Origin of the sequence: Brevibacterium sanguinis (genome assembly GCF_003315415.1) — a bacterium.
In the GTDB taxonomy this organism is placed as follows: domain Bacteria; phylum Actinomycetota; class Actinomycetes; order Actinomycetales; family Brevibacteriaceae; genus Brevibacterium; species Brevibacterium celere_A.
Genome location: NZ_QNSB01000001.1, coordinates 118,211 through 137,756, shown reverse-complemented (window position 1 = coordinate 137,756; position 19,546 = coordinate 118,211). Strand labels below are relative to the sequence as shown.

Below are 19,546 nucleotides of genomic sequence, written 5' to 3'. Positions count from 1 at the left end.
GCTGATTCGGAAATAGATCGCCTCATGCGCGGGTTGGTGGTGATGACCTGAGGAAAAGAGGCCGATGTGACCATGCAGTCCGCGCATTCGATGATGCGCACCGCCGTGTCGAACCGCAAGACCCCGCAGACGGAGATCCAGCCGGGCACCTACCGGCGCATCCTCCAGTACGCGAAGCGCCACAAGAAGCGGATCGCGGTCTTCCTCACCCTGTCGGTCGCCTCGGCGATCACCGGGGTCCTCAACCCCGTTCTCGCCGGTGACGTCGTCAATGCGATCACCGGCGGCGGGCCGCTCGGCACCGTCGTCACCCTCGCGGTGGCGATCGGCCTGCTCGCGATCGCGGACGCGGCGATCACCATCGCCAACAGGTACATGTCGTCGCGGATCGGCGAGGGCCTCATCTTCGATCTGCGCACCGCCGTCTACGAGCACGTGCAGACGATGCCCATCGCGTTCTTCAACCGCACCCGCACGGGTGCCCTGGTCTCCCGCCTCAACTCCGATGTCATCGGCGCGCAGCGGGCGTTCTCGAACACCCTCTCGGGCATCGTGTCGAACGTCGTCTCCCTGGCGCTCACCGTCGGCGTCATGGTGTCGATCTCCTGGCAGGTCACGGCGTTGTCGATCCTGCTCCTGCCGCTGTTCATCATCCCCACCCGGCTGCTCAGCGGCAAGCTCGCGTCCCTGCAGTTCCAGGCCGCCGAGCACAATGCCGACATGTCGACGCAGATGACGGAGCGCTTCTCCTCCGGCGGGGCGACCCTCATCAAGCTCTTCGGCGACCCGCGGGCGGAGACCGAGGAGTTCGGCAGGCGCGCCGGTCAGGTCCGCGACGTCGGCGTCAAGGTCGCGATGCTCCAGTCGACGTTCGTCTCCTCGCTCACCCTGGTCTCGGCGCTGGCGCTGGCCCTGGTCTACGGGATCGGCGGAGCGCAGGCGGTGCTCGGCCACCTCAACGCCGGTCAGGTCGTGACCCTGGCCCTGCTGCTCACCCGCCTCTACACCCCGCTGACGATGCTCGCCAACGCCCGCCTCGACATCATGAGCGCTGTCGTCAGCTTCCAGAGGGTCTTCGAGGTCCTCGACGTCGAACCGCTCATCACCGAGCCGGCCGCGCCCAAGCCCCTGCCCCGAGGAGGGCTGGACGTGAGGTTCACGGGTGTCAGCTTCGCCTACCCCAGTGCGGACAAGGTCAGCCTCGCCAGCCTCGAGGACGTCGCGGTCCTCGACGCCCGTGGCGGCGAGGAGGTCCTCCACTCGCTCGACTTCACGATCCCGGCCGGTCACACGGTGGCCATGGTCGGGTCCTCCGGCGCGGGCAAGTCGACGATCGCCTCCCTGCTGCCCCGGCTCTACGACGTCACCGAGGGGTCGGTGACGATCGGGGGCGTTGACGTCCGGGACCTGTCCTTCTCGGATCTGCGTCGGGCCGTCGGCGTCGTCACCCAGGACGGGCATGTGTTCCACGAGTCGATCCGGTCGAATCTCGCGCTCGCGAAGCCCGGCGCCTCGGATGAGGAGCTGTGGCAGGCCATCGACCGCGCTCAGCTCCACGATGTCATCGCGGCGCTGCCCGACGGCCTCGACACGGTCATCGGCGAGCGCGGCTACCGGCTCTCGGGCGGGGAGCGGCAGCGGCTGACGATCGCGCGGATGCTGCTCGCCGCCCCGGAGATCGTCGTCCTCGACGAGGCGACCTCGGCGTTGGACTCGACGAACGAGGCGGCAGTGCAGCGGGCTCTCACGCAGGCGATGACGGGGCGCACGGCTCTGGTCATCGCGCACCGGCTCTCCACCATCCGGCAGGCCGACACGATTCTCGTGGTCGAGGCCGGTCGGATCGTGGAGTCCGGCACACATGCGCAGCTGCTGGCCCTGGGAGGCCGGTATGCCGAGCTCTACGCCACCCAGTTCGCCGCCGACTGACGGCGATGGGCGCGAGGCCGGGGAGGCCTCGGGCGCGGCCCTGGGTGGGGATCCCGCTCGGTCGGGTGCGCGGCGGCGGGCCCTCCCATGGGGACGTCGGGAGCTGGGATTGCCCGCTGGTGGCCGGATGGGGACCGGCCTCTGTGGGGATCAGTGGTGATTGAGGGTAGCACTGCGATCAGCTGAGTTTCTCCATGCATCTCACTTTCGGCTCGACGGACTGACACCCCTGAAACTCTAGGGAGCGGGTCCGGGCCGCGTCATCCCCCGGAAGGATGATCTTCGTCGGCCCCCCGGTTCAGCGGGCGACGGCGACCTCCGCATCGAGACCGAGGTGGGCGGGCACCTCGGCAACGGACGGCAGGGAGGCCGTCGCTGCGGTCCGCGCGAAGTCCTCGGGACCGAGCTTGCCGGTGTGGACCCCGAGGACGATGCCCGCGCCGGAGGCCACGCCGGCCTCGACGTCGACTATCGTGTCACCGGCCACGAGCACCGACCGAACGTCCTGGACTCCCGTCCGCTCCATCGCCCGGTGGATCATGTAGGGGTAGGGCCGGCCCGCCGCGACCTCGTCCGAGCACACGACGGCGTCGAGGTTCCCGCCCTCACCGGTCGACCAGCCGAGGCCGTCGAGCAGGAGACCTGCGACATCGGTGGAGAAGCCGGTCGTCAGCGCCACCCTGACGCCGGAGGCACGGAGCGCGCGCAGCGCCTCCTCGACCCCGGGCAGAGGGGTCGGCGGGTTGGCGGCGTAGAAGTCGCGCAGGAGCCGGCGGAACAGGTCGAAGCATTCGGAGACCGTCGCCTCGTCGCCGGCATGGCCGCCGAGGCGCAGCAGGTTGCGGATGGCCTCGACCTTGTCCGCGCCCATCCAGGTTTGCAGGTCCTCGGCCGACACCGCGGTGCCGGTCGATTCGACGCTGCGCTGCAGCGCGCGGTAGACGTCGCCGTGCTCGTCGAGGGTGGTGCCCGCCATGTCGAAGGCGGCGAGTGCGATGCTGGTCATGTCTCTCCTTGGGGTCGGTGGGCGCGCGGAAGCGCCGGTTGAGGTCCGGTGTCAGGTCAGGTCCGGGGTGGGGCCGGGACCGCTGGATTCAGGTCTCGGGGATGAGTCGGATGACGGAGTTCGGTGCCGCGACAGTGTTGTTGACCGTGAACGTCACCTTCCCCGGCAGGTAGCGGTCGTCGGAGTACTCGACGGGACGTCCCGCCGAGGTCGAGGTCAGCCTCCGCTCGCGCAGCAGCGGCGTGCCGACTCCGACTCCGAGGAGCTCGGCGTCGACGTCGTCGGCGGGAACCGCGTCGAACGTGTGCCGAGCGGCGACGAGGTCGATCCCGCACGCGCTGAGGTGGGCGAAGATCGATCCCGCGTCGGTGTCGAAGTCGAACAGGTGCCGGCCAATGTCGTAGGCGAAGCTCGTCCGCTCGATCATCGCCGGCTCCTCGTCGAGCAGCCGCAGCCGCAGCAGATCGACGACCGGCTCTCCCGGTTCGAGGTGGAGCAGGGCCGCCGCCTCATCCCCGGCGACCCGCTTCGCCACCTCGACGGTCCGCTGGCCCGGGCGGCGTCCCGTCGAGTTGGCCCACTCGGTGAACGAGAGGAAGCTCGTCAGCGACTGCGTCGGCACGGAGCCGACCACCCGGGCGACGGCGCCCCGCCCTCCGGCGATGATGCCCTCGGCGCGCAGAGCCGAGAGCGCCTGGCGCACAGGACCGCGGGAGACGGAGAACTCGCGGCACAGCTCGGATTCGCTCGGCACGGGCGCACCGATCGCCAGGCTGCCGTCGGCGATCCGCGCCCGCAGCGCCTCCCCGATCTTCTCGTGGAGGGCGCGCGGCCTGTCTGCCGGATGGGGGGAACTTGTCATCACATGTTCGATCGTAGACCACCGGAAGTGCCCGGTCAGGGACGAGGAACTGAACAGAGAATGAACAGAATCCAGCGTCCGAGCCACGAAGATGAACGAACGGACAACATATATATACATGTGCCCTCTCGGCTTGTTCCACCGGCTCCCGGCACTGCATGGTCGAACCATGAACCACACAGACATCCTCGTCGTCGGCTCCGGCATCATCGGCCTCGCCCATGCCCGGGCGGCGCTGCGCCGGGGACTGAGCGTGCGCATCCTCGACGCCGACGCCACCCCTTCGGGTGCCTCGATCCGCAACTTCGGCCACTGCTGCATCACCGGGCAGATCGGTGAGTTCGCCGAACTCGCCGACGCCGGCCGGGAGCACTGGCTCGCGGCCTCCTCCGAGGCCGGCTTCTGGGCCGCCGGCTCCGGCGCCTACGTCATCGCCTCCTCTCACGAGCAGATGGCCGTCCTCGAGCAGGCGCGGGAGACCAAGGAGCCGGGCGACATCGTCCTCCTCGACTCCACCGCGCTGGCCGAGCGGATCACCGCCGGCAGCCGCACCCGCCTCGGCGACGCGATCGGGGGCGCCTTCCTCACCCGCGACCTCCGCGTCGATCCCCGTACCGCCGCTCCCCTGCTCGCCGAGCACGTGGCCGCCGATCCGCAGGCCGAGCTGCGCACGGGCGTCAGGGTCCTCTCCGTCGCCGAGGGCCGCGTCGAGTCAACGGCGGGGACCTTCACCGCCGACCACGTCGTCATCTGCACCGGGCACGGGCTGCCCGGGCTCTTCCCCGACCTCGCGGCGGAGGCGGAGATGACCGAGTGCGCCCTGTCGATGGCGCTGGCCACGACCCCGGAGCACATCCGGACCCCGGCCGCGATGCTCTCGCGCACCTCGCTGCTGCGCTACGACGCGTTCTCCACGATGCCCGCCGCCCGCGCCCTGCGCGAGTCGATCGCCGCGGAGAGCCCCGAGCTGCTCGAGATCGGGGCCAACGTCATGTTCGGCCCCCGTCCCGACGGTTCGATCATCCTCGGCGACTCCCACGACTACGCGGCAACGGTCGGCCCCTTCCTCTCCGAGGAGACGAGCCGGTCCCTGCTCACCGAGGCGGCGAGCGTGCTGGGCCTCTCGGGGCCTGGGGACTTCGAGATCCGGCAGAGGTGGCAGGGAGTCTACGCCTCCTCCTCGGCGCGTCCGCTCATCGTCGAGACGATCGACGAGCGCACCACCGTCGCCACCGTCGCCACGGGCATCGGGATGACCGTGGCGTTCGGCCTCGCCGAACGCACCCTGACCGCCCTCCGCCCGAAGACCCACGCCGCCGCATGAGAACCCGGCGCCGCACGAGCCGCGGATTCGCCATCGCGCACCCGCGGCCGGCAGCCGCCCTCCCGCACCACAGCCGTCCCGCATCCGCCCCACCGAACGCCTCCGCAAAGGATCACCATGAAACGCTCACGTCTGACCCTCTCCGCTCTCGCCGCGGCCGCCGTTGCCGCCCCCCTCGTCCTCAGCGGCTGCTCGACCGAGGCCGCCAACGCCTCGCCGACCTGCCCCGACGGGGAGATCAACTTCGGCATCGAACCCTTCGAGGACCCGAAGAAGCTCGAGCCGGCCTACCAGGTCGTCGCCGAGTCCCTGTCGAAGTCCCTCGACTGCCCCGTCAAGGTCCAGGTCCTCGAGGACTACTCGGCCGAGGTGCTCGCGATGCAGAACGGCAAGCTCGACCTCGGGCAGTTCGGGCCGCTGGGCTACGTCTTCGCCTCCGAGCGCGCGGGAGCCGAGCCCCTCGTGTCCTTCGGCACCGCCGATGGTGCGCTGAGCTCCTACACCGGCGGCATCTGGGTCGCCAAGGACTCGCCCATCCAAACGCTCGAGGATCTGCGCGGCAAGGACCTCGCGCTCGGCAGCGTCGGCTCCACCTCGGGCGATGTTCTGCCGAGATCGGCGCTCGCCGAGGCGGGCATCGCCGAGGACGACCTCAACCTCAACTACGCCGGCGGGCACCCCGAGGCCCTGCTCGCGCTGACCAACGGCAGCGTCGACGCCGCCCAGATCAACTCGCAGACCCAGGGCACCGCCGAGGCCGAGGGCACGTTCGATCCCGAGCAGTTCCGCCAGATCTGGACCTCCGAGCCGATCCCCAACGACCCCATCACCGTCGCCGAGGACGCCGATCCCGAGTTCAAGAAGGCCGTCAAGGAGGCCCTGCTCAACCTGCCGACGCAGGACATCGAGAAGGTCGCGGCGTTCCTCGACGTCACTCCTCCCGGACCCCTGGTCGAGGTCACCAAGGACGACTACCAGCCGATGTTCGACCTGGCCACGACCATGAATCTCACCGAGGAGGACGTCTGATGTCGACGACCGCGACCATCGCCGCCCATGCGGCGTCCCGCTCCACCACCTCCCTCGGATCCTCCGGTCCCCGACCCTCCGCTCCCGGTTCCTCCGCTCCCGCCGAGGCGGGCCCGGCCCTGCTCACGGTCAGCGGGCTGGCCGTGGCCTACGGTGAGCGCACCGTGCTCGAGGACGTGAGCTTCACCGCCCGGTCCGGTCAGCTGCTCGCCTTCCTCGGCGCCAACGGCTCCGGCAAGTCGACGACCCTGCGGGCCGTGGCGAACCTCGCCGGGCACCAGCGGGGAACGATCGAGTTCGCCGAGGGTGCCGCTGGTCCGGCGATGGTGTTCCAGAAGATCCACCTCGTCGGCCGGCGCACGGTGCTCGACAACGTCTGCACCGGGGCTCTGGCGAGGATGAGCCTGGCGAGCTCGATCCACCCCTGGTTCTACCCCGCGGCGATCCGCCGGCAGGCGATGGAGGCACTCGACCGCGTCGGGCTGGCCGACCGGGCCGCGCAGAGGGCCGGAACACTGTCGGGCGGACAGCAGCAGCGGGTCGCCGTGGCCAGGGCGCTGTGCCAGGGCGCCAAGGTGCTGCTCGCCGACGAACCCGTCGCCGCGCTCGACCCACAGGCGGCGCGCTCGGTGATGGAGCTGCTGCGCAGCCTCGCCCACGACGAGGGACTGGCTGTGGCCGCCGTGCTCCACCAGCCCGACCTCGCACGCGAGTTCTCCGACCACGTCATCGGTCTCCAGTCGGGACGCATCGTCCTCGACTCCCCGACCGTCGACATCTCGATGGACCAGATCAGCCGACTGTATGCGGAGGACGCCCGATGAGCACGACAGCAGAGCCCTCGACGTCCGGCATGCGCACCAGCGACAGCGGCCGCCCCCGCCTCGATCCCCCGACCCGCCGCTTCGGCGGCTGGCAGCTGGGCACGGCCGTCGTCGTCATCGTCCTCCTCCACGTCGTGGCGATCCGGGAGACGGAGTTCTCCCTCGTCACCCTCGCCGAGGGCCGCGAGGGGATGATGAACTTCCTGTCCGAGGCCTTCCCGCCGGACCTCAGCTGGTCCGAGACGCTGCTGCCCGGCCTCCAGGCGACCGGGATCACCCTGTGGATCGGACTGCTCGGGACCACCCTGTCGATCCCCACCTCGGCGATCCTCGCGGTCCTCGCCTCCCGGACGACGACGCCGCACCCGGTCGTCTACCAGGTCTCGCGGGCGATCCTGTCGTTCCTCCGCGCGGTCCCGGACATCGTGTTCGCGCTGATCTTCGTCACCGCGGTGGGCCTCGGCCCCTTCCCGGGCGTCCTCGCGCTCATCGTCCACAACACCGGCGTCATGGCCAAGCTGTGGTCCGAGGCGATCGAGGAGATCGACCCGGGCCCCTCGGAGGCGCTGCGGACCGCCGGGGCGAACCGCACGCAGATCGTCGCGAACGCGACCTTCCCGCAGGTCATCCCCCAGCTCTTCGGTCTGCTCCTCTACCGCTTCGACGTCAACGTGCGCTCGTCCCTGGTCCTCGGCCTCGTCGGCGCCGGCGGGATCGGCCTGCTCATCAACCAGTCGATCAAGTCGTTCCAGTTCGACGCGATGCTCACGCACATCCTCATCGTGCTCGTGCTCATCATCGCCGTCGACCTGTTCTCGGCCGGGGTGCGCAAGAAGCTCGCCCTCTGAGGGAGGCTCTCTACAGGGCGAGGTGGGTCTTGACCGTCCGGGCCAGGCGAGCCGCCTGCGCCTGGGCGGCGTCCTCCGTCTCCGCCTCGACCATGACGCGGATGAGCGGTTCGGTGCCCGAGGCGCGCAGGAGGACGCGCCCGGTGCCGGCGAGCTCGGTCTCGACCGCGTCGACCTCGGCGGCGACGGTGGGATGGTCGACCCGGTGCTTGTCGACGCCGGAGACGTTGACGAGCGCCTGCGGCAGCTGCGGGATCTCCGCGGCGAGGTCGGCGAGCGTCCGCTTCGAGTCCGCCATCCGCTTCATCAGGTGCAGGGCGGTCTGGACGCCGTCGCCGGTGGTTCCGTGATCGAGCATGAGCACGTGCCCGGACTGCTCTCCGCCGAGGACGAAGCCGCCGGCGAGCATCCCCTCGAGCACGTACCGGTCGCCGACGGCGGTCTGCACGGTGCGGATCGAGTACTTGTCCATCGCGAGCTTGAGACCGAGGTTCGACATCACCGTCGTGACCAGGGTGTCGTTCTTCAGCTCGCCGAGCTCCTTGAGCCCGATCGCGAGGATCCCCATGAGCTGGTCGCCGTTGACCACGCGTCCGAGCGCGTCGACGGCCAGGCAGCGGTCGGCATCGCCGTCGAAGGCCACGCCGAGGTCCGACTGGGTCTCGACGACGAGACGCTGGAGCGGTTCGAGGTGGGTCGAGCCCACGCCGTCGTTGATGTTGAGGCCGTTGGGCTCGGCGGCGGTGACGATGACCTCGGCACCGGCCTGCCGGAGGGCGGCGGGACCGACGACGGAGGCCGCGCCGTGGGCGCAGTCGACGACGACCTTGAGCCCGGACAGGGGCCGGCGCGGCTCCCCGGCGATCGACCGGACCAGATGCTCGGTGTACTCGTCGGCGGCGGCCGGATAGCGGGAGATGCTGCCGACGTCCGCACCGGTGGGCCGGTCCCAGTCCGCGTCGAGGATCTCGAGGATCTCGTCCTCGACCGCGTCGTCGAGCTTCGTGCCGCCGGCGGCGAAGAACTTGATGCCGTTGTCGGGCATCGGGTTGTGCGAGGCGGAGATGACGACGCCGAAGGCCGCCCCCGTGTCCTTGACGACGCGGGCGACGCCGGGCGTGGGCAGCATGCCCGCGTCGAGGACGTCGACTCCCGCCGAGGCGATTCCCGCACTGATCGCGGCGGACAGGAACTCGCCCGACACGCGGGTGTCGCGGCCGACGACGGCGAACGGTCGCTTGTCCCCGGTCCACTGCCGGGACAGGATTCTGGTGGCGGCGACCGAGAGCTGGAGCGCCAGTTTCGCGGTGATGTCGCGGTTGGCGAGACCTCGCACCCCATCGGTGCCGAAGAGCCGTGTCATGGATGAGTCCTTTCCGCAATCAATGCGTTGATCCTAGTGCATTCCCTCGCCGAGGCGGTGCGGAGCGTGAATGCACGAATGCGGCCCCGAATCCGGTTCGGGGCCGCATTGTCGTGTTCGTCATGCCGGAACTGCCGCCCGACTGCGCTTCTCGTTGCAGACCATGCGCAGCCGAAGCAGCGTGAATCAGCGCTTCGAGAACTGAGGCGCCTTGCGGGCCTTCTTGAGACCGGCCTTCTTGCGTTCCTTGACGCGGGCGTCGCGACGCAGGAATCCGGCCTTCTTCAGCTCGGGACGGTTCGACTCGGCGTCGATCTGGTTGAGCGAACGGGCGATGCCCAGACGCACGGCACCGGCCTGTCCGGACGGCCCGCCACCCGAGATGCGCACGACGACGTCGAAACGTCCTTCGAGGTCGAGCAGGCGGAACGGCTCGTTGACGAGCTGCTGGTGGAGCTTGTTCGGGAAGTACTCCTCGAGAGTGCGTCCGTTGATGGTCCACTCACCCGAGCCCGGGATGAGGCGCACGCGAGCGATGGCCTGCTTGCGACGGCCGACTCCGTTGCCGGGGGCGGTCAGGGACTGTCCGCGTCCGCCGGCGGTCTGGTCGCCCAGTCCTGCGGATGCGGGGGTCTCGGAGGTGTATTCGGTCAGTTCTTCGACTTCTGGCGCGTTGGCGGTTTCAGCCACGGTTCTCCTCGGTAGGTCTAGAGCCTGAGCGCGCTTACTGCGCTACCTGGCTGAGTTCGTACGGCTGCGGATTCTGGGCGGAGTGCGGGTGCTCGGCACCCGTGTACACCTTGAGCTTCCGCATCTGGGCACGTCCGAGACGAGTCTTCGGGACCATACCGGCGACAGCCTTCTCGACTGCGCGCTCGGGGTTCGTGGCGAGCAGCTCGGCGTAGTTGACGCTCTTCAGACCACCCGGGTAGCCCGAGTGGTGGTAGGCGCGCTTCTGTTCGAGCTTCGCTCCGGTCAACGCGACCTTGTCGGCGTTGATGATGATGACGAAATCGCCGGAATCGACGTGGGGTGCAAAAGTCACCTTGTGCTTGCCGCGCAGCAGGCGTGCGACCTGGGCGGCGAGGCGACCGAGCACGACATCAGTGGCGTCGATGACGTGCCACTGGCGCTGGACATCGCCGGGCTTGGGTGTGTACGTACGCAAAAGTAGCCTTCTTTTCGTATCTCATGGTGCAGCGCCGCCGGGCTCATCCGGTCGTGAGTCTGATGAGCCGAGACACTGATTGTCTTGAATCGAGTACGTTCGTCCACGTGATCCCCTCACCTACGGGCCTGCAACGCATGAGGCTATGCAAGGGAGCATGACGAACACACACAACGACAATCAAATATACACGCTGCCCGAGCCCCGGAGCAAACGCCCAGCGCGGTGCCAGAACGGGCGGATTCCACTCCCGATACTATGGACGTGTGCCGCAGACATCCAGCCGAGACCCCCGCCTTCCCGCACGCAGAATCCTGGTGCTGGGACTGCTTCTCGGACTGGTCGCGATGACGCTCGGCGCCCCGGCCCCGTGGTCGGCCCCGGCCGCCGCGGACGCCGAACCCGAACCCGCCGCCGCCCCCGGCAAGGTCGTCGTCTTCGGGATACCCGGCCTGACCATGGAGGACATCGACCCGGAGCTGACTCCGCACCTCTACTCGCTCGTCGCCGACGGAGCCGCGGCCAACCTCAACGTCCGCACCATCGGACCCAACACCTGCCCCGCCTCGGCGTGGCTGTCCCTGGGGTCGGGCGCGCGGGCGACCGCGGGAGGCCCGAGCGACGCCGAGACCCCGGCCAGCTGCCCGCCGTTCATCGACCCGGGTGACGAAGCTCTCACCGGCGCCGAGGCGACCCTGGAGGACTTCGGGTCCGTCACCGCTCCGAATGCCGGCTCCGGCTATGCCGTCGACTACGGGATGCTCGCCCGCGCGGTCGGGGAGGCGCCGCCGCCGCCGGGCCTCGAGGCGTGCGTCGCCGCCGAGGGCCCCGGCGCCGCCTACGCGGTCGCCGACGCCGAGGGCGTCGTGCGCGACCTGACGACCGACGCCGCCGGCAGCGACTGCCGGCTCGGCATCGTCGACCTCGGCTCGGTCGGCTCCCACACCTGGCTGACCGATCCGCTGCCCGACACCTCCTACACGGTGCCCGTCGACTTCGACCGCAGCGTGAGGGTCGCCGCCGCGGACCGACTGCTCGGGGAGCACCTCGACGACCTCCGCAGCGCCTCGGCGCAGTCCGGCGGAGGCGCCGAGCCGACGATCGTCGTCGCCGGGCTCGGCGACAGCTCGGCGGTGCCCCGGCTGCGCGGGTTCGTCATGTCCGGGCCCGGGATCGAACCGGGCACCGTGACCTCGACGACGACCCGCACCCCCGCGCTCCTGCAGCTGACCGACCTGGCGCCGGGGATCCTCAACCTCATGGACGTCCCCTCCCCCAGCGGGATCAGCTTCGACGTCACGGCCTCGGACGCGGACCCCGCCGACCGCCTCGCCGACCTCGTCACCGACGCGCGCAAGGCCGCGACCATCCACCAGAGCCTGTCGACCTTCTCCCTCCTCCTCGACGTCATGTTCTACTGCCTGTTCGTCCTCTGCGGGGTGCTGCTCACCGCGGCGGTCGTCACCCGCCGAGGCGGGGCCCGGGTCCACGTGCTCCTCGCCTGGATGTCGCTGGTCGCCGCGAGCGTGCCGATGGGGGCATTCCTCGCCGGACTGTTCCCGTGGGCCCGGTTCGACCTGCCCCAGCTGGGACTGGGCATCTCCGTGGCCGTCGGCAGCGCGCTCATGCTCGGCGCCAGCCTCCTGCCGCCGTGGGGACGGACGTGGCGCGGGCGGGTGGCCGCGCTCGCGCTGACCAGCGTGCTCGTCATCGCCGTCGACCTCGTCACGGGTTCACGACTGCAGGGGAACTCGCTGCTGGGCTACAACCCGATCGTCGGCGGCCGGTTCTACGGTCTCGGCAATCAGGGCGCCGCGGTGCTCATCGTCAGCCTGTTCGTGTTCCTCGGACTGGCGATCTCACGACTGCGCGCGGGCGGCCATGCCCGACTGGCCATCACCGTGCCCGTCGTCGCCGGCGCCGCCGCCGTGTTCGTCTCGGGCAATCCCTCCTGGGGCGCGAAGTTCGGGGGGACGATCGCGACCCTGGCCGGACTCCTCGTCCTCCTCGCCCTCGTCGCCCGCATCCGGCTCTCCCTGCTGCGCCTCGCACTCATCGGGCTCGCCTCACTCGCGGTGCTGCTCGGGATCGCGTTCCTCGACTGGCTGCGCCCGCCGGGCTCCCGCTCCCACTTCGGGGCGTTCTTCGACCAGCTCGTCAGCGGTGAGGCGCTGCGGGTGATCGGGAGGAAGCTCGCCGCCAATCTCCACATCATCCAGATCAATCCGGCCCTGGCGATCGTCACTCCCCTGGCCGTCGTCGCGATCCTCTTCTTCCTCAGGTACCTGCTCCACTTCCCGCGCGTCCAGCGCTTCCCTTCCCTCGTCCGGTTCACCGGGACGTGGCGCGGACGGCTGCCGGAGGTGTTCGAGGACGAGGACGTGCACTTCGGCTTCCTCGCCGCCGTCACCGGGCTGGCCGTCGGCCTCGTCCTCACCGACTCCGGCATCGCCGTCCCGTCGACGGGTGCGATGGTCCTCCTGCCCTTCCTGCTGGCGCTGAGCGCCGAGGGCCTGGGCGCGGGGCGGCGCGCCCCGGACGATGCGACGACCGGGCGAGGTGCCGACCATGCCGGTCCGGGGGCCACGGCGGTCAGTCCATGATCCGGCCGGCCAAGAACCGGAGCACCGGACGGAGGGGACCCGCGACCGTCCGCGGCCTCATCGGGCTCGTCGTCGCCGCCCTCATCGTCCTCGGACTGCCCCCCGCCGCCTTCGCCCAGTCCCCTTCCTCGGCGGATGGCTCCCCGGCCCCCACCTCGGCGGAGGAGTCCTCCGGGAGCGCCGCGGAGACAGGAGCGCCGATCGTCATCGGGGTCTCCGGGTTCACGTTCGAGGACCTCGACCCGCGGACGACGCCGAACCTGTGGTCGCTCATGCAGATCTCCTCGATCGGCACCATGACCCCGCGCAGCGTGCGCGCGACGAGCTGTCCGGTCGACGGGTGGCTCGCGCTCGGCTCCGGCCGCCGGGCCGCCGACGAGCAGCGGCCGCAGTGCCGGGAGCCGCTGCCCCCGCTCGACGGCTGGGTCGCCGACTGGGACGTCTACCGGCAGGTGGCCAGCGGTGACAACTACGACGCCACCCTCGGCGCCCTCGCCGAGGCGGTTCCGACCGTTCGCGCCTTCGGGCCCGGCGCCGCGATCGGGGCCGCCGACCCGGAGGGCAGGCTGACCGGGGCCTGGGCGCCGATCGGCGACGACCTCGGACAGCGGGTCGCCGAGTCCTCCGCATCGGGGGCGCTGACCCTCGTCGACCTCGGCAACACCGCGGCCGACGGCTACTCGCTGCGGAACCTCGATGAGCGCGTGGGCGACATCCTCACGAGCACCGGGTGGCTCGAGCGCCCCGGCGACCCCAGCGCCGAGGGAGGGTCGACGCGGATCGTCTTCGCGTCGATCGCCGATGGCGCGACCACCGACGGCTCATCGATGCAGGCGACGATGATGGCCGCGCCCGGGCAGTCCCCCGGCCTGCTCACCTCGAGCTCGACCCGGCAGCCCGGACTCGTGCAGGTCCCCGACCTGGCCCCCACCCTCGTCGCGCACAGCGGCGGGGAGGCGATGGGCAACGTCGCCGGGGCGCCGATGACCGTGGGTTCGTCCCCGGGCTCGTGGGAGTCGCGCTATCAGGCGGTCCTCGACCGTCAGGTGGCGGTGAAGACGCAGCAGGAGATCTCGACGTGGTTCTTCCCCGTCGTCGCCTCCCTCATGGTCGGGCTGCTCGGTCTGGGCTGGCTGCTGCGCAGGAGAAACCCCGACCTCGTCACCTCGTGGGCGCTGCGGCTGGGGATCGTCTTCGCGGCGCTGCCCGTCTCGACGTACCTCGTCAACACGGTGCCGTGGGAGAGGGCGACGAATCCGGACATCGCGATGCTCGGCGCCCTGTGCGGCTGGTCGCTGATCCTCGGCGTGCTCGCCCTCGTGGGACCGTGGCGACGACTGCGCCTGGGTCCCGTGCTGTTCGTGTCCGTGGCCACGGTGGCGGTCCTCGCCTACGACGTCGTCACCGGTTCCCAGCTGCAGATGTCGACGCTGCTCGGCGAGCCGCTGCTCATCGCCTCACGGTTCTACGGGATCGGGAACTCGGCGCTCGCGCTCTACTGCTGCGCGCTGCTGCTCAGCGTCGCCGGGTTCGCCTCGCTGACGACGCGCCCGCTGTGGCGGGTCCTCATCGTCGCCCTCCCCGTCCTCGCGTCGTGCGCGCTGCTCGCCGCCCCCGGCCTGGGCACGAAGTTCGGCTCCGTGCCCACGCTCATCGTCGGCGTCGCCTACCTGGTCCTCGCCGCCGCGGGCATCCGGTTCTCGCTCAAGCGCCTCGTGCTCACCGTCGGCATCGCCGGGATCGCCATGCTCATCGTGCTCGTCCTCGACTGGCTGCGGCCCGCGAACCAGCGCACCCACTTCGGCCGGTTCTTCGACTCCGTGCTCGGGGGCGAGGCGCTCGCGGTGCTCGCCCGCAAGATCGGGATGAACATCGACATCCTCACCCAGTCGTGGATGACCGTGATCCTGCCGCTCATCATCATCGGCGTGTTCTGGCTGGCCCTGATGCCGCAGAGGTTCTCGCTCACCGGGCTGCGCGACACCTACGACAGGATCCCGCTGCTGCGTGCGGCGATGATCAGCCTGGCGATCCTCCTGGCCGTGGGCACGATCATCAACGACTCGGGAATCGTCGTCCCCGCCGTCGGGATCCTGTTCCTCGTTCCGGTCATCGTCCACCTCGAGGCGTTCGGCACCAGTGCCCTCGCCCGCGGGGAGGGCGCATCCGGCGGTGGGGGCGCTTCCGTCCGGCCCGAGGGGCCGGCCCCCGCCCGGGAAGGCGCATCCGACGGTGGGACCACACCCCTCACCGGGACGGACGAGCCGACTCAGACGTAGGCGCTTCTCCGGCGCCGGGCCATGCCGATCGCCGCACTGCCGGCGACGATGAGCGCCAGGGCCGCGGCCACCGTGCTCATCATCTCGACGCCAGTCCGGGGCAGGTCGTCGCCCCGGACACCGTCGTCCGCTGCCCGGGAATCCGCGCCATCCGCGACCGCCACGGCGTCCGCCGATCCGCCCGCCGCGCTGTCGTCGTTGTCCGTCCCGCCATCGGCACCGCCCTCGTCGACACCACCGCCGTCGGCACCCGCGTCTCCGCCATCGGAACCGCCGCCGGCATCGTCCGACCCGGCGCCGACGACCGAGGCGGTCGCGGTGAACTCATGGGCGATCGGCAGCGGGTTGTCGTCCCACCACCGACCGTCCCCGGCCCGCAGGCTCACCGACACCGTCGCCTCGCCGGAGGCCCCCGCGGGCGCGGTCACCCGCACCGCGTGCGTGCTGCCGCCGGCGGGGATCGAGTCGAGGGTGAGAGTCTGCGGGCCGGAGTAGCCGGCGGGCAGGTCGACCGTCACGTCCACGGGTCCGGGGACCTCCGCCTCGGCGTCGGTGCGCAGCAGGAAGTCCGCGCTGGAACCGGGCGCGATCCCGCCCGAGGGAGCTTCGAGCTCGGCCGTCAGGGCGCCGGTGGCGATGACGTCGTGGGCGAGGTCGGCCTGGCGTTCACTGGTGTCGGGCGCGACCGGGCTCGAGTCGTTGAAGTGGTCGACCCAGGTCTCGAAGTCGGTGAGCCCCGAGAGCTCGAACTCGCCCTCGGCGAAGGAGGAGAAGTTGTCACCGCCGCCGGCGAGGAAGCTCAGCGTCGCGACCCGGTAGTCCTGCTCGGGGTCGATCTCCTCACCGTTGACCTGCACGGACCTCACCCGCCGGCCGGCCGGCGCGGTGGAATCGACGACGACGTCGAGTTCCTTCGACACGCCGAGGTGGAGGAACGGCCGGGAGGCGCCGGCCGGCTGCCACTGCTCCTCGAACAGCCCGATGACATCGGCGCCCTTCATCGTCACGACACCGTGGTCGTTGGCGAAGGGGAGGACTTCGCTGAGCTCGGCGGCCGTGACCTCGCATTCCCTCTCATCGTTGTAGATGTCCTCGCACAGCAGGTCGGTGCGCAGCCCGCCGGGGTTCGTGATGCCGAAGTCCGCGGGTTCGAGCTGGGAGTCCTCGACACCGGCTCTGAGCGCATCGGCGACGAGGTTGCCCAGGGTGCTCTCGGCCCCGCGGTCGTCGAGGGGCCGGCCGTCCTCGAGCACGGGGTCGCCGTTCTCGTCGCGGACCCAGGCCCGCGTGATGTCCTCGGTGATCGTGCCGGCGACCACGGAGCCCGGCACCTTGGCCAGCTCATCGGCGGCGGCGACGATCCGCGCGACCTCCGCGACGACGGGCGACTCGTACGACTTGTCCTTCGTGCTCAGGAGCTCGCTGCTCTCGGCCGTCCACGTCCCGTCCGCCTCGGCGACGAGCTCGACCCGGCCGACGACGGATCCGTAGCTGCCGGCCTCGAGCACCGGGCGGGTGCGGCTCGGGTCTCCCGGCACCGGTGCCTCGAACGCGTACGGCAGGTGGGTGTGTCCCGTGAAGAGGACGTCGATCGAGGGGTCGGCCTCGGTGACCAGCCGATTGAACTCGCGGTTCGAGGCCAGGGCGGCCTCGAGGCTGTCCGTCGAGGAGGCGCCGAGGTGGGCCTCGACGACCGTCATGTCCGGCCGCTCGTCGGCGGGCAGGGATTCGATCTCCGCGGCCACCCGGTTGACGGCGTCCGTGGGGTCGCCGAACTCGATGTCGGCGATGCCCGCCGGTGAGACCAGCGATGACGTGTCCTTGGTGACGACGCCGATGACGGCGACGTCGACCCCGCCGACGTCGACGACGGTGTAGTCGTCGAGCCCGTCGACGACGTCCTCGGTGCCCTTCTCGTAGACGTTCGCGCCGAGGTGGTCGAAGTCCGCGTGCGCCTGGACCCGGCCGGTGAGGTCGTCGAGGCCCCGGTCGAACTCGTGGTTGCCCACCGCGGAGGCCTGCAGACCCAGCGCGTTGAGCACGTCGAGTGTCGGGGTGTCCTGCTGTGAGGAGGAGACGTAGGTCGAGGCCCCGATGTTGTCGCCGGTCGAGAGCAGGGCGGTGCCCGCTGCCCCCTCCTCGGCGAGGAAGTCGGCCCGCTGCTCCTCGACCACCGAGGCGACCTGGGTCCCGGCCTCGACGATCCGTCCGTGGAAATCGGTGAGGCCCAGCAGCTGCACGCGGGTGCCCGGCTCGGCGAGAGCAGGGGTGTCGGCGGGCGCCTGCCGGTCGGCGGGCGCCTCGGTCGTCGCGGACTCGCCCGGTGCCGCGCCGAGCGGCGCGGCCTGGGCGGGAGCGAGTCCCGGCAGCGTCAGCATCGTCACCACGGCGCCGGTGGCCAGCGCTCTGGTCGCAAGTCTCGACATGCAGTCACGTCCTTCAGCGGTTCGTCGATGGCAGGGCGCGTCGTTGACAGGCCCTTCGCACCGAGCCGGGCGAACGAGCTCGGCCGAGGCCGCTCGGTCGTGGAGCGCGCTGTGCCGCGGCCCGGGATCGGTCGGCCCTGACCAGGGTCCCCTGCCGAGGCGAACGTCAAGTGGCCTCCCCGTGAATGTACACAGGATCCACACAACTGGAAAGGGGGATTCTCTCAAGATGACCGAATGCGACGCTCGGTCTCACTCCTGGTCGCGCCGGGCCATCGTCTGCACGGCCCGCGCGGCGTAGAACTCGGGCGCGGGATACCCGATCTCGAGGAGCACGAGCCCCTGCGGGGGCGAGACGGCCATCGGCACCTGTGCACCTGCCCCGGCCTCCGCCTCGGCGAGGAGCTCCGCGGGCCGGGTCACCGGCCATGCCCCCGAGCCCACCCTGATGAGCCCGCCGACGAGGGCGCGGACCATGTGATGGCAGAACGCGTCGGCGCGCAGATCGAGCGTGATCACCGCGTCCCGGTCGCGCGCGACGGTGAACTCGTGCAGCGTCCGGATCGTCGTCGCGCCCTCCCGCGGTTTGCAGAAGGGAAGGAAGTCGTGGAGGCCCTGCGCCTCGCTCGCGGCCTCGGCCATCGCCTCGGCGTCGAGCTCCCCCTTGTGCCGCGGCGTCACCGCGGTGAGCAGCGGGTCGATGAACGAACGGTGGTCGGCCAGCCGGTACCGGTAGGAGCGCCAGAGGGCGGAGAACCGGGCGTCGAAGTCGTCGGGCGCCTCGGCGACGGAGTGGATGACGAGATCGTGGTTGTCACCGATCGTCAGCACTCCGCGGAGGCGGCTGAGCAGCGCGGTCTCGCTCGAGCGACGCGACCGGGCGACGAGCTTCTCGATCGCCGACTCGGAGAGGTCGATGTGGACGACCTGGCGGCGGGCATGGACGCCGGCGTCCGTGCGACCGGCGACGACGGTGCGCACCTCCTCGCCGGTGATCCGGGCCAGGCCGTCCTCGAGGGTCCCCTGGACGGTGCGCAGCCCCGGCTGCTTCGCCCAGCCGTGGAAATGCGTGCCCTGGTAGCCGAGGTCGATGCGGAAGCGCGGCACTCTCAGCCCCTCCCGTTGACGACGAAGGTCTCGCGCGGCCGGAACGTCGAGTGGAAGATCCGCGAGAGGAACCGCGAGCGCTGCCGGTGGTAGCGGTCGACGTTCGTGGTGTAGAACCGGGCGCCGGCGGCGATGCGCTCGGCGAGGACCTCGAGCTGGCCGTGGAGCAGCTGCACGGTGACCTCGAGCTCCTCGCGCATGCCGTCGCGCACGGTCACCGACTCCTCCGCGGCCCTCGCGGTGGATCCGGACGAGGAGTCGCGGGACCCGTGCGCTCCGGGAGCCAGGGCCGCCTCGTCGATCGCCCTGGTCAGGGCGGCCTCGGCCGCGGCACCCCGGGTTCCGAACGGAGCGCGTTCGGCCGAGGCGAGCGCGAGTTCGACCTGGCTGAGGTCGGCAGCGGTGATCTGCTGGAGGGTGCCGATGAACGCCGGCACGAGCGCGTGGCGGGCCCGCAGCTCGACGACGAGCTGGCGCTTGGCCTCGTCGCACAGTGACCGGGCCATCGACAGCTGGTTGAATCGCACGATCGTCATCACGAGGGCGACGACGATGAGGAGGCCCAGCGCGCAGGCAGTGATGATCCAGATCATCCGCTCTCATCCTCTCCGGGCCGCCGTGGTCGGGTCGATCCCCACCGTCCGACTCGGGCCGGTCCCGACCCTCAAGTCTACTCAGAGTTCATCCGGCCCGGGAAAAGGTTACCGGAGCGTCATGCCTCGGTCACCCTCCGGACGGTCCGACCGCGGATTTCGGCCGACCGTCGAGGAGGCGTCGC

Annotated in this window: 15 protein-coding genes; 7 read left to right on the top strand and 8 right to left on the bottom strand. The window is 70.7% G+C overall.

From position 1 onward, the window contains the following. Positions 1-72: 72 nt before the first annotated feature. Positions 73-1,929: an ABC transporter ATP-binding protein gene (locus DFO65_RS00600; protein ID WP_428844211.1), complete on the top strand. Its 1,857-nt coding sequence runs from the start codon at positions 73-75 to the stop codon at positions 1,927-1,929. Positions 1,930-2,227: 298 nt separating this feature from the next. Here the strand turns inward: DFO65_RS00600 and DFO65_RS00595 are convergent, their stop codons facing one another. After that, on the bottom strand, positions 2,228-2,935 hold the full coding sequence (locus tag DFO65_RS00595; protein ID WP_113902480.1) for a phosphonatase-like hydrolase: 708 nt from the start codon (positions 2,933-2,935) through the stop codon (positions 2,228-2,230). Between the two features lie 88 nt (positions 2,936-3,023). After that, positions 3,024-3,797 carry a GntR family transcriptional regulator gene (locus DFO65_RS00590; RefSeq protein ID WP_181778560.1) on the bottom strand — a complete coding sequence of 258 codons (774 nt, stop codon included), beginning with the start codon at positions 3,795-3,797 and terminating at the stop codon, positions 3,024-3,026. Positions 3,798-3,966: 169 nt separating this feature from the next. On the opposite strand from DFO65_RS00590, the gene DFO65_RS00585 reads away from it, so the two are divergent. The 4 genes from DFO65_RS00585 (at position 3,967) to phnE (ending at position 7,822) form a co-directional block, all read left to right on the top strand. Next, a complete protein-coding gene (locus DFO65_RS00585) occupies positions 3,967-5,121 on the top strand; it encodes a TIGR03364 family FAD-dependent oxidoreductase (RefSeq protein ID WP_181778559.1) in 1,155 nt (384 codons plus the stop codon). Between the two features lie 117 nt (positions 5,122-5,238). Beyond that, positions 5,239-6,150 carry a phosphate/phosphite/phosphonate ABC transporter substrate-binding protein gene (locus DFO65_RS00580; RefSeq protein WP_113902477.1) on the top strand — a complete coding sequence of 304 codons (912 nt, stop codon included), beginning with the start codon at positions 5,239-5,241 and terminating at the stop codon, positions 6,148-6,150. Next, entirely contained in the window at positions 6,150-6,974 is an 825-nt protein-coding gene (locus DFO65_RS00575; protein WP_113902476.1) for a phosphonate ABC transporter ATP-binding protein, read from the top strand. Before DFO65_RS00580 ends, DFO65_RS00575 begins: the two co-directional genes overlap by 1 nt. Continuing rightward, positions 6,971-7,822 (top strand): phosphonate ABC transporter, permease protein PhnE, encoded by an 852-nt coding sequence (gene phnE / locus DFO65_RS00570; protein WP_220151218.1) that lies wholly within the window; start codon positions 6,971-6,973, stop codon positions 7,820-7,822. The genes DFO65_RS00575 and phnE overlap by 4 nt, the downstream gene beginning before the upstream one ends. Positions 7,823-7,832: 10 nt before the next feature. Here phnE and glmM read toward each other — a convergent pair whose 3' ends face one another. The 3 genes from glmM to rplM form a co-directional block, all read right to left on the bottom strand. Beyond that, positions 7,833-9,185 (bottom strand): phosphoglucosamine mutase, encoded by a 1,353-nt coding sequence (gene glmM, locus DFO65_RS00565; protein WP_113902475.1) that lies wholly within the window; start codon positions 9,183-9,185, stop codon positions 7,833-7,835. 186 nt (positions 9,186-9,371) lie between these two features. Then, positions 9,372-9,875: a 30S ribosomal protein S9 gene (rpsI, locus tag DFO65_RS00560; RefSeq protein ID WP_113902474.1), complete on the bottom strand. Its 504-nt coding sequence runs from the start codon at positions 9,873-9,875 to the stop codon at positions 9,372-9,374. A 34-nt stretch (positions 9,876-9,909) separates the two neighbouring features. After that, entirely contained in the window at positions 9,910-10,353 is a 444-nt protein-coding gene (gene rplM, locus DFO65_RS00555) for a 50S ribosomal protein L13 (RefSeq protein WP_113902473.1), read from the bottom strand. Between the two features lie 266 nt (positions 10,354-10,619). Between rplM and DFO65_RS00550 the strand changes: the two genes are divergently transcribed. Continuing rightward, the gene (locus DFO65_RS00550; RefSeq protein ID WP_113902472.1) at positions 10,620-12,956 is read left to right on the top strand and encodes an alkaline phosphatase family protein; all 2,337 of its coding nucleotides are present in this window, start codon (positions 10,620-10,622) and stop codon (positions 12,954-12,956) included. After that, on the top strand, positions 12,953-15,235 hold the full coding sequence (locus DFO65_RS00545) for a hypothetical protein (protein WP_245940402.1): 2,283 nt from the start codon (positions 12,953-12,955) through the stop codon (positions 15,233-15,235). The genes DFO65_RS00550 and DFO65_RS00545 overlap by 4 nt, the downstream gene beginning before the upstream one ends. Here the strand turns inward: DFO65_RS00545 and DFO65_RS00540 are convergent. The 3 genes from DFO65_RS00540 to DFO65_RS00530 form a co-directional block, all read right to left on the bottom strand. After that, complete coding sequence (locus DFO65_RS00540; RefSeq protein WP_113902471.1) at positions 15,226-17,661, bottom strand: bifunctional metallophosphatase/5'-nucleotidase; 2,436 nt, start codon at positions 17,659-17,661, stop codon at positions 15,226-15,228. The genes DFO65_RS00545 and DFO65_RS00540 overlap by 10 nt on opposite strands. A gap of 252 nt (positions 17,662-17,913) precedes the next feature. After that, a complete protein-coding gene (truA, locus tag DFO65_RS00535; protein WP_113902470.1) occupies positions 17,914-18,768 on the bottom strand; it encodes a tRNA pseudouridine(38-40) synthase TruA in 855 nt (284 codons plus the stop codon). A 2-nt stretch (positions 18,769-18,770) separates the two neighbouring features. Beyond that, positions 18,771-19,361: a LemA family protein gene (locus DFO65_RS00530; RefSeq protein ID WP_113902469.1), complete on the bottom strand. Its 591-nt coding sequence runs from the start codon at positions 19,359-19,361 to the stop codon at positions 18,771-18,773. Between the last annotated feature and the right edge of the window lie 185 nt (positions 19,362-19,546).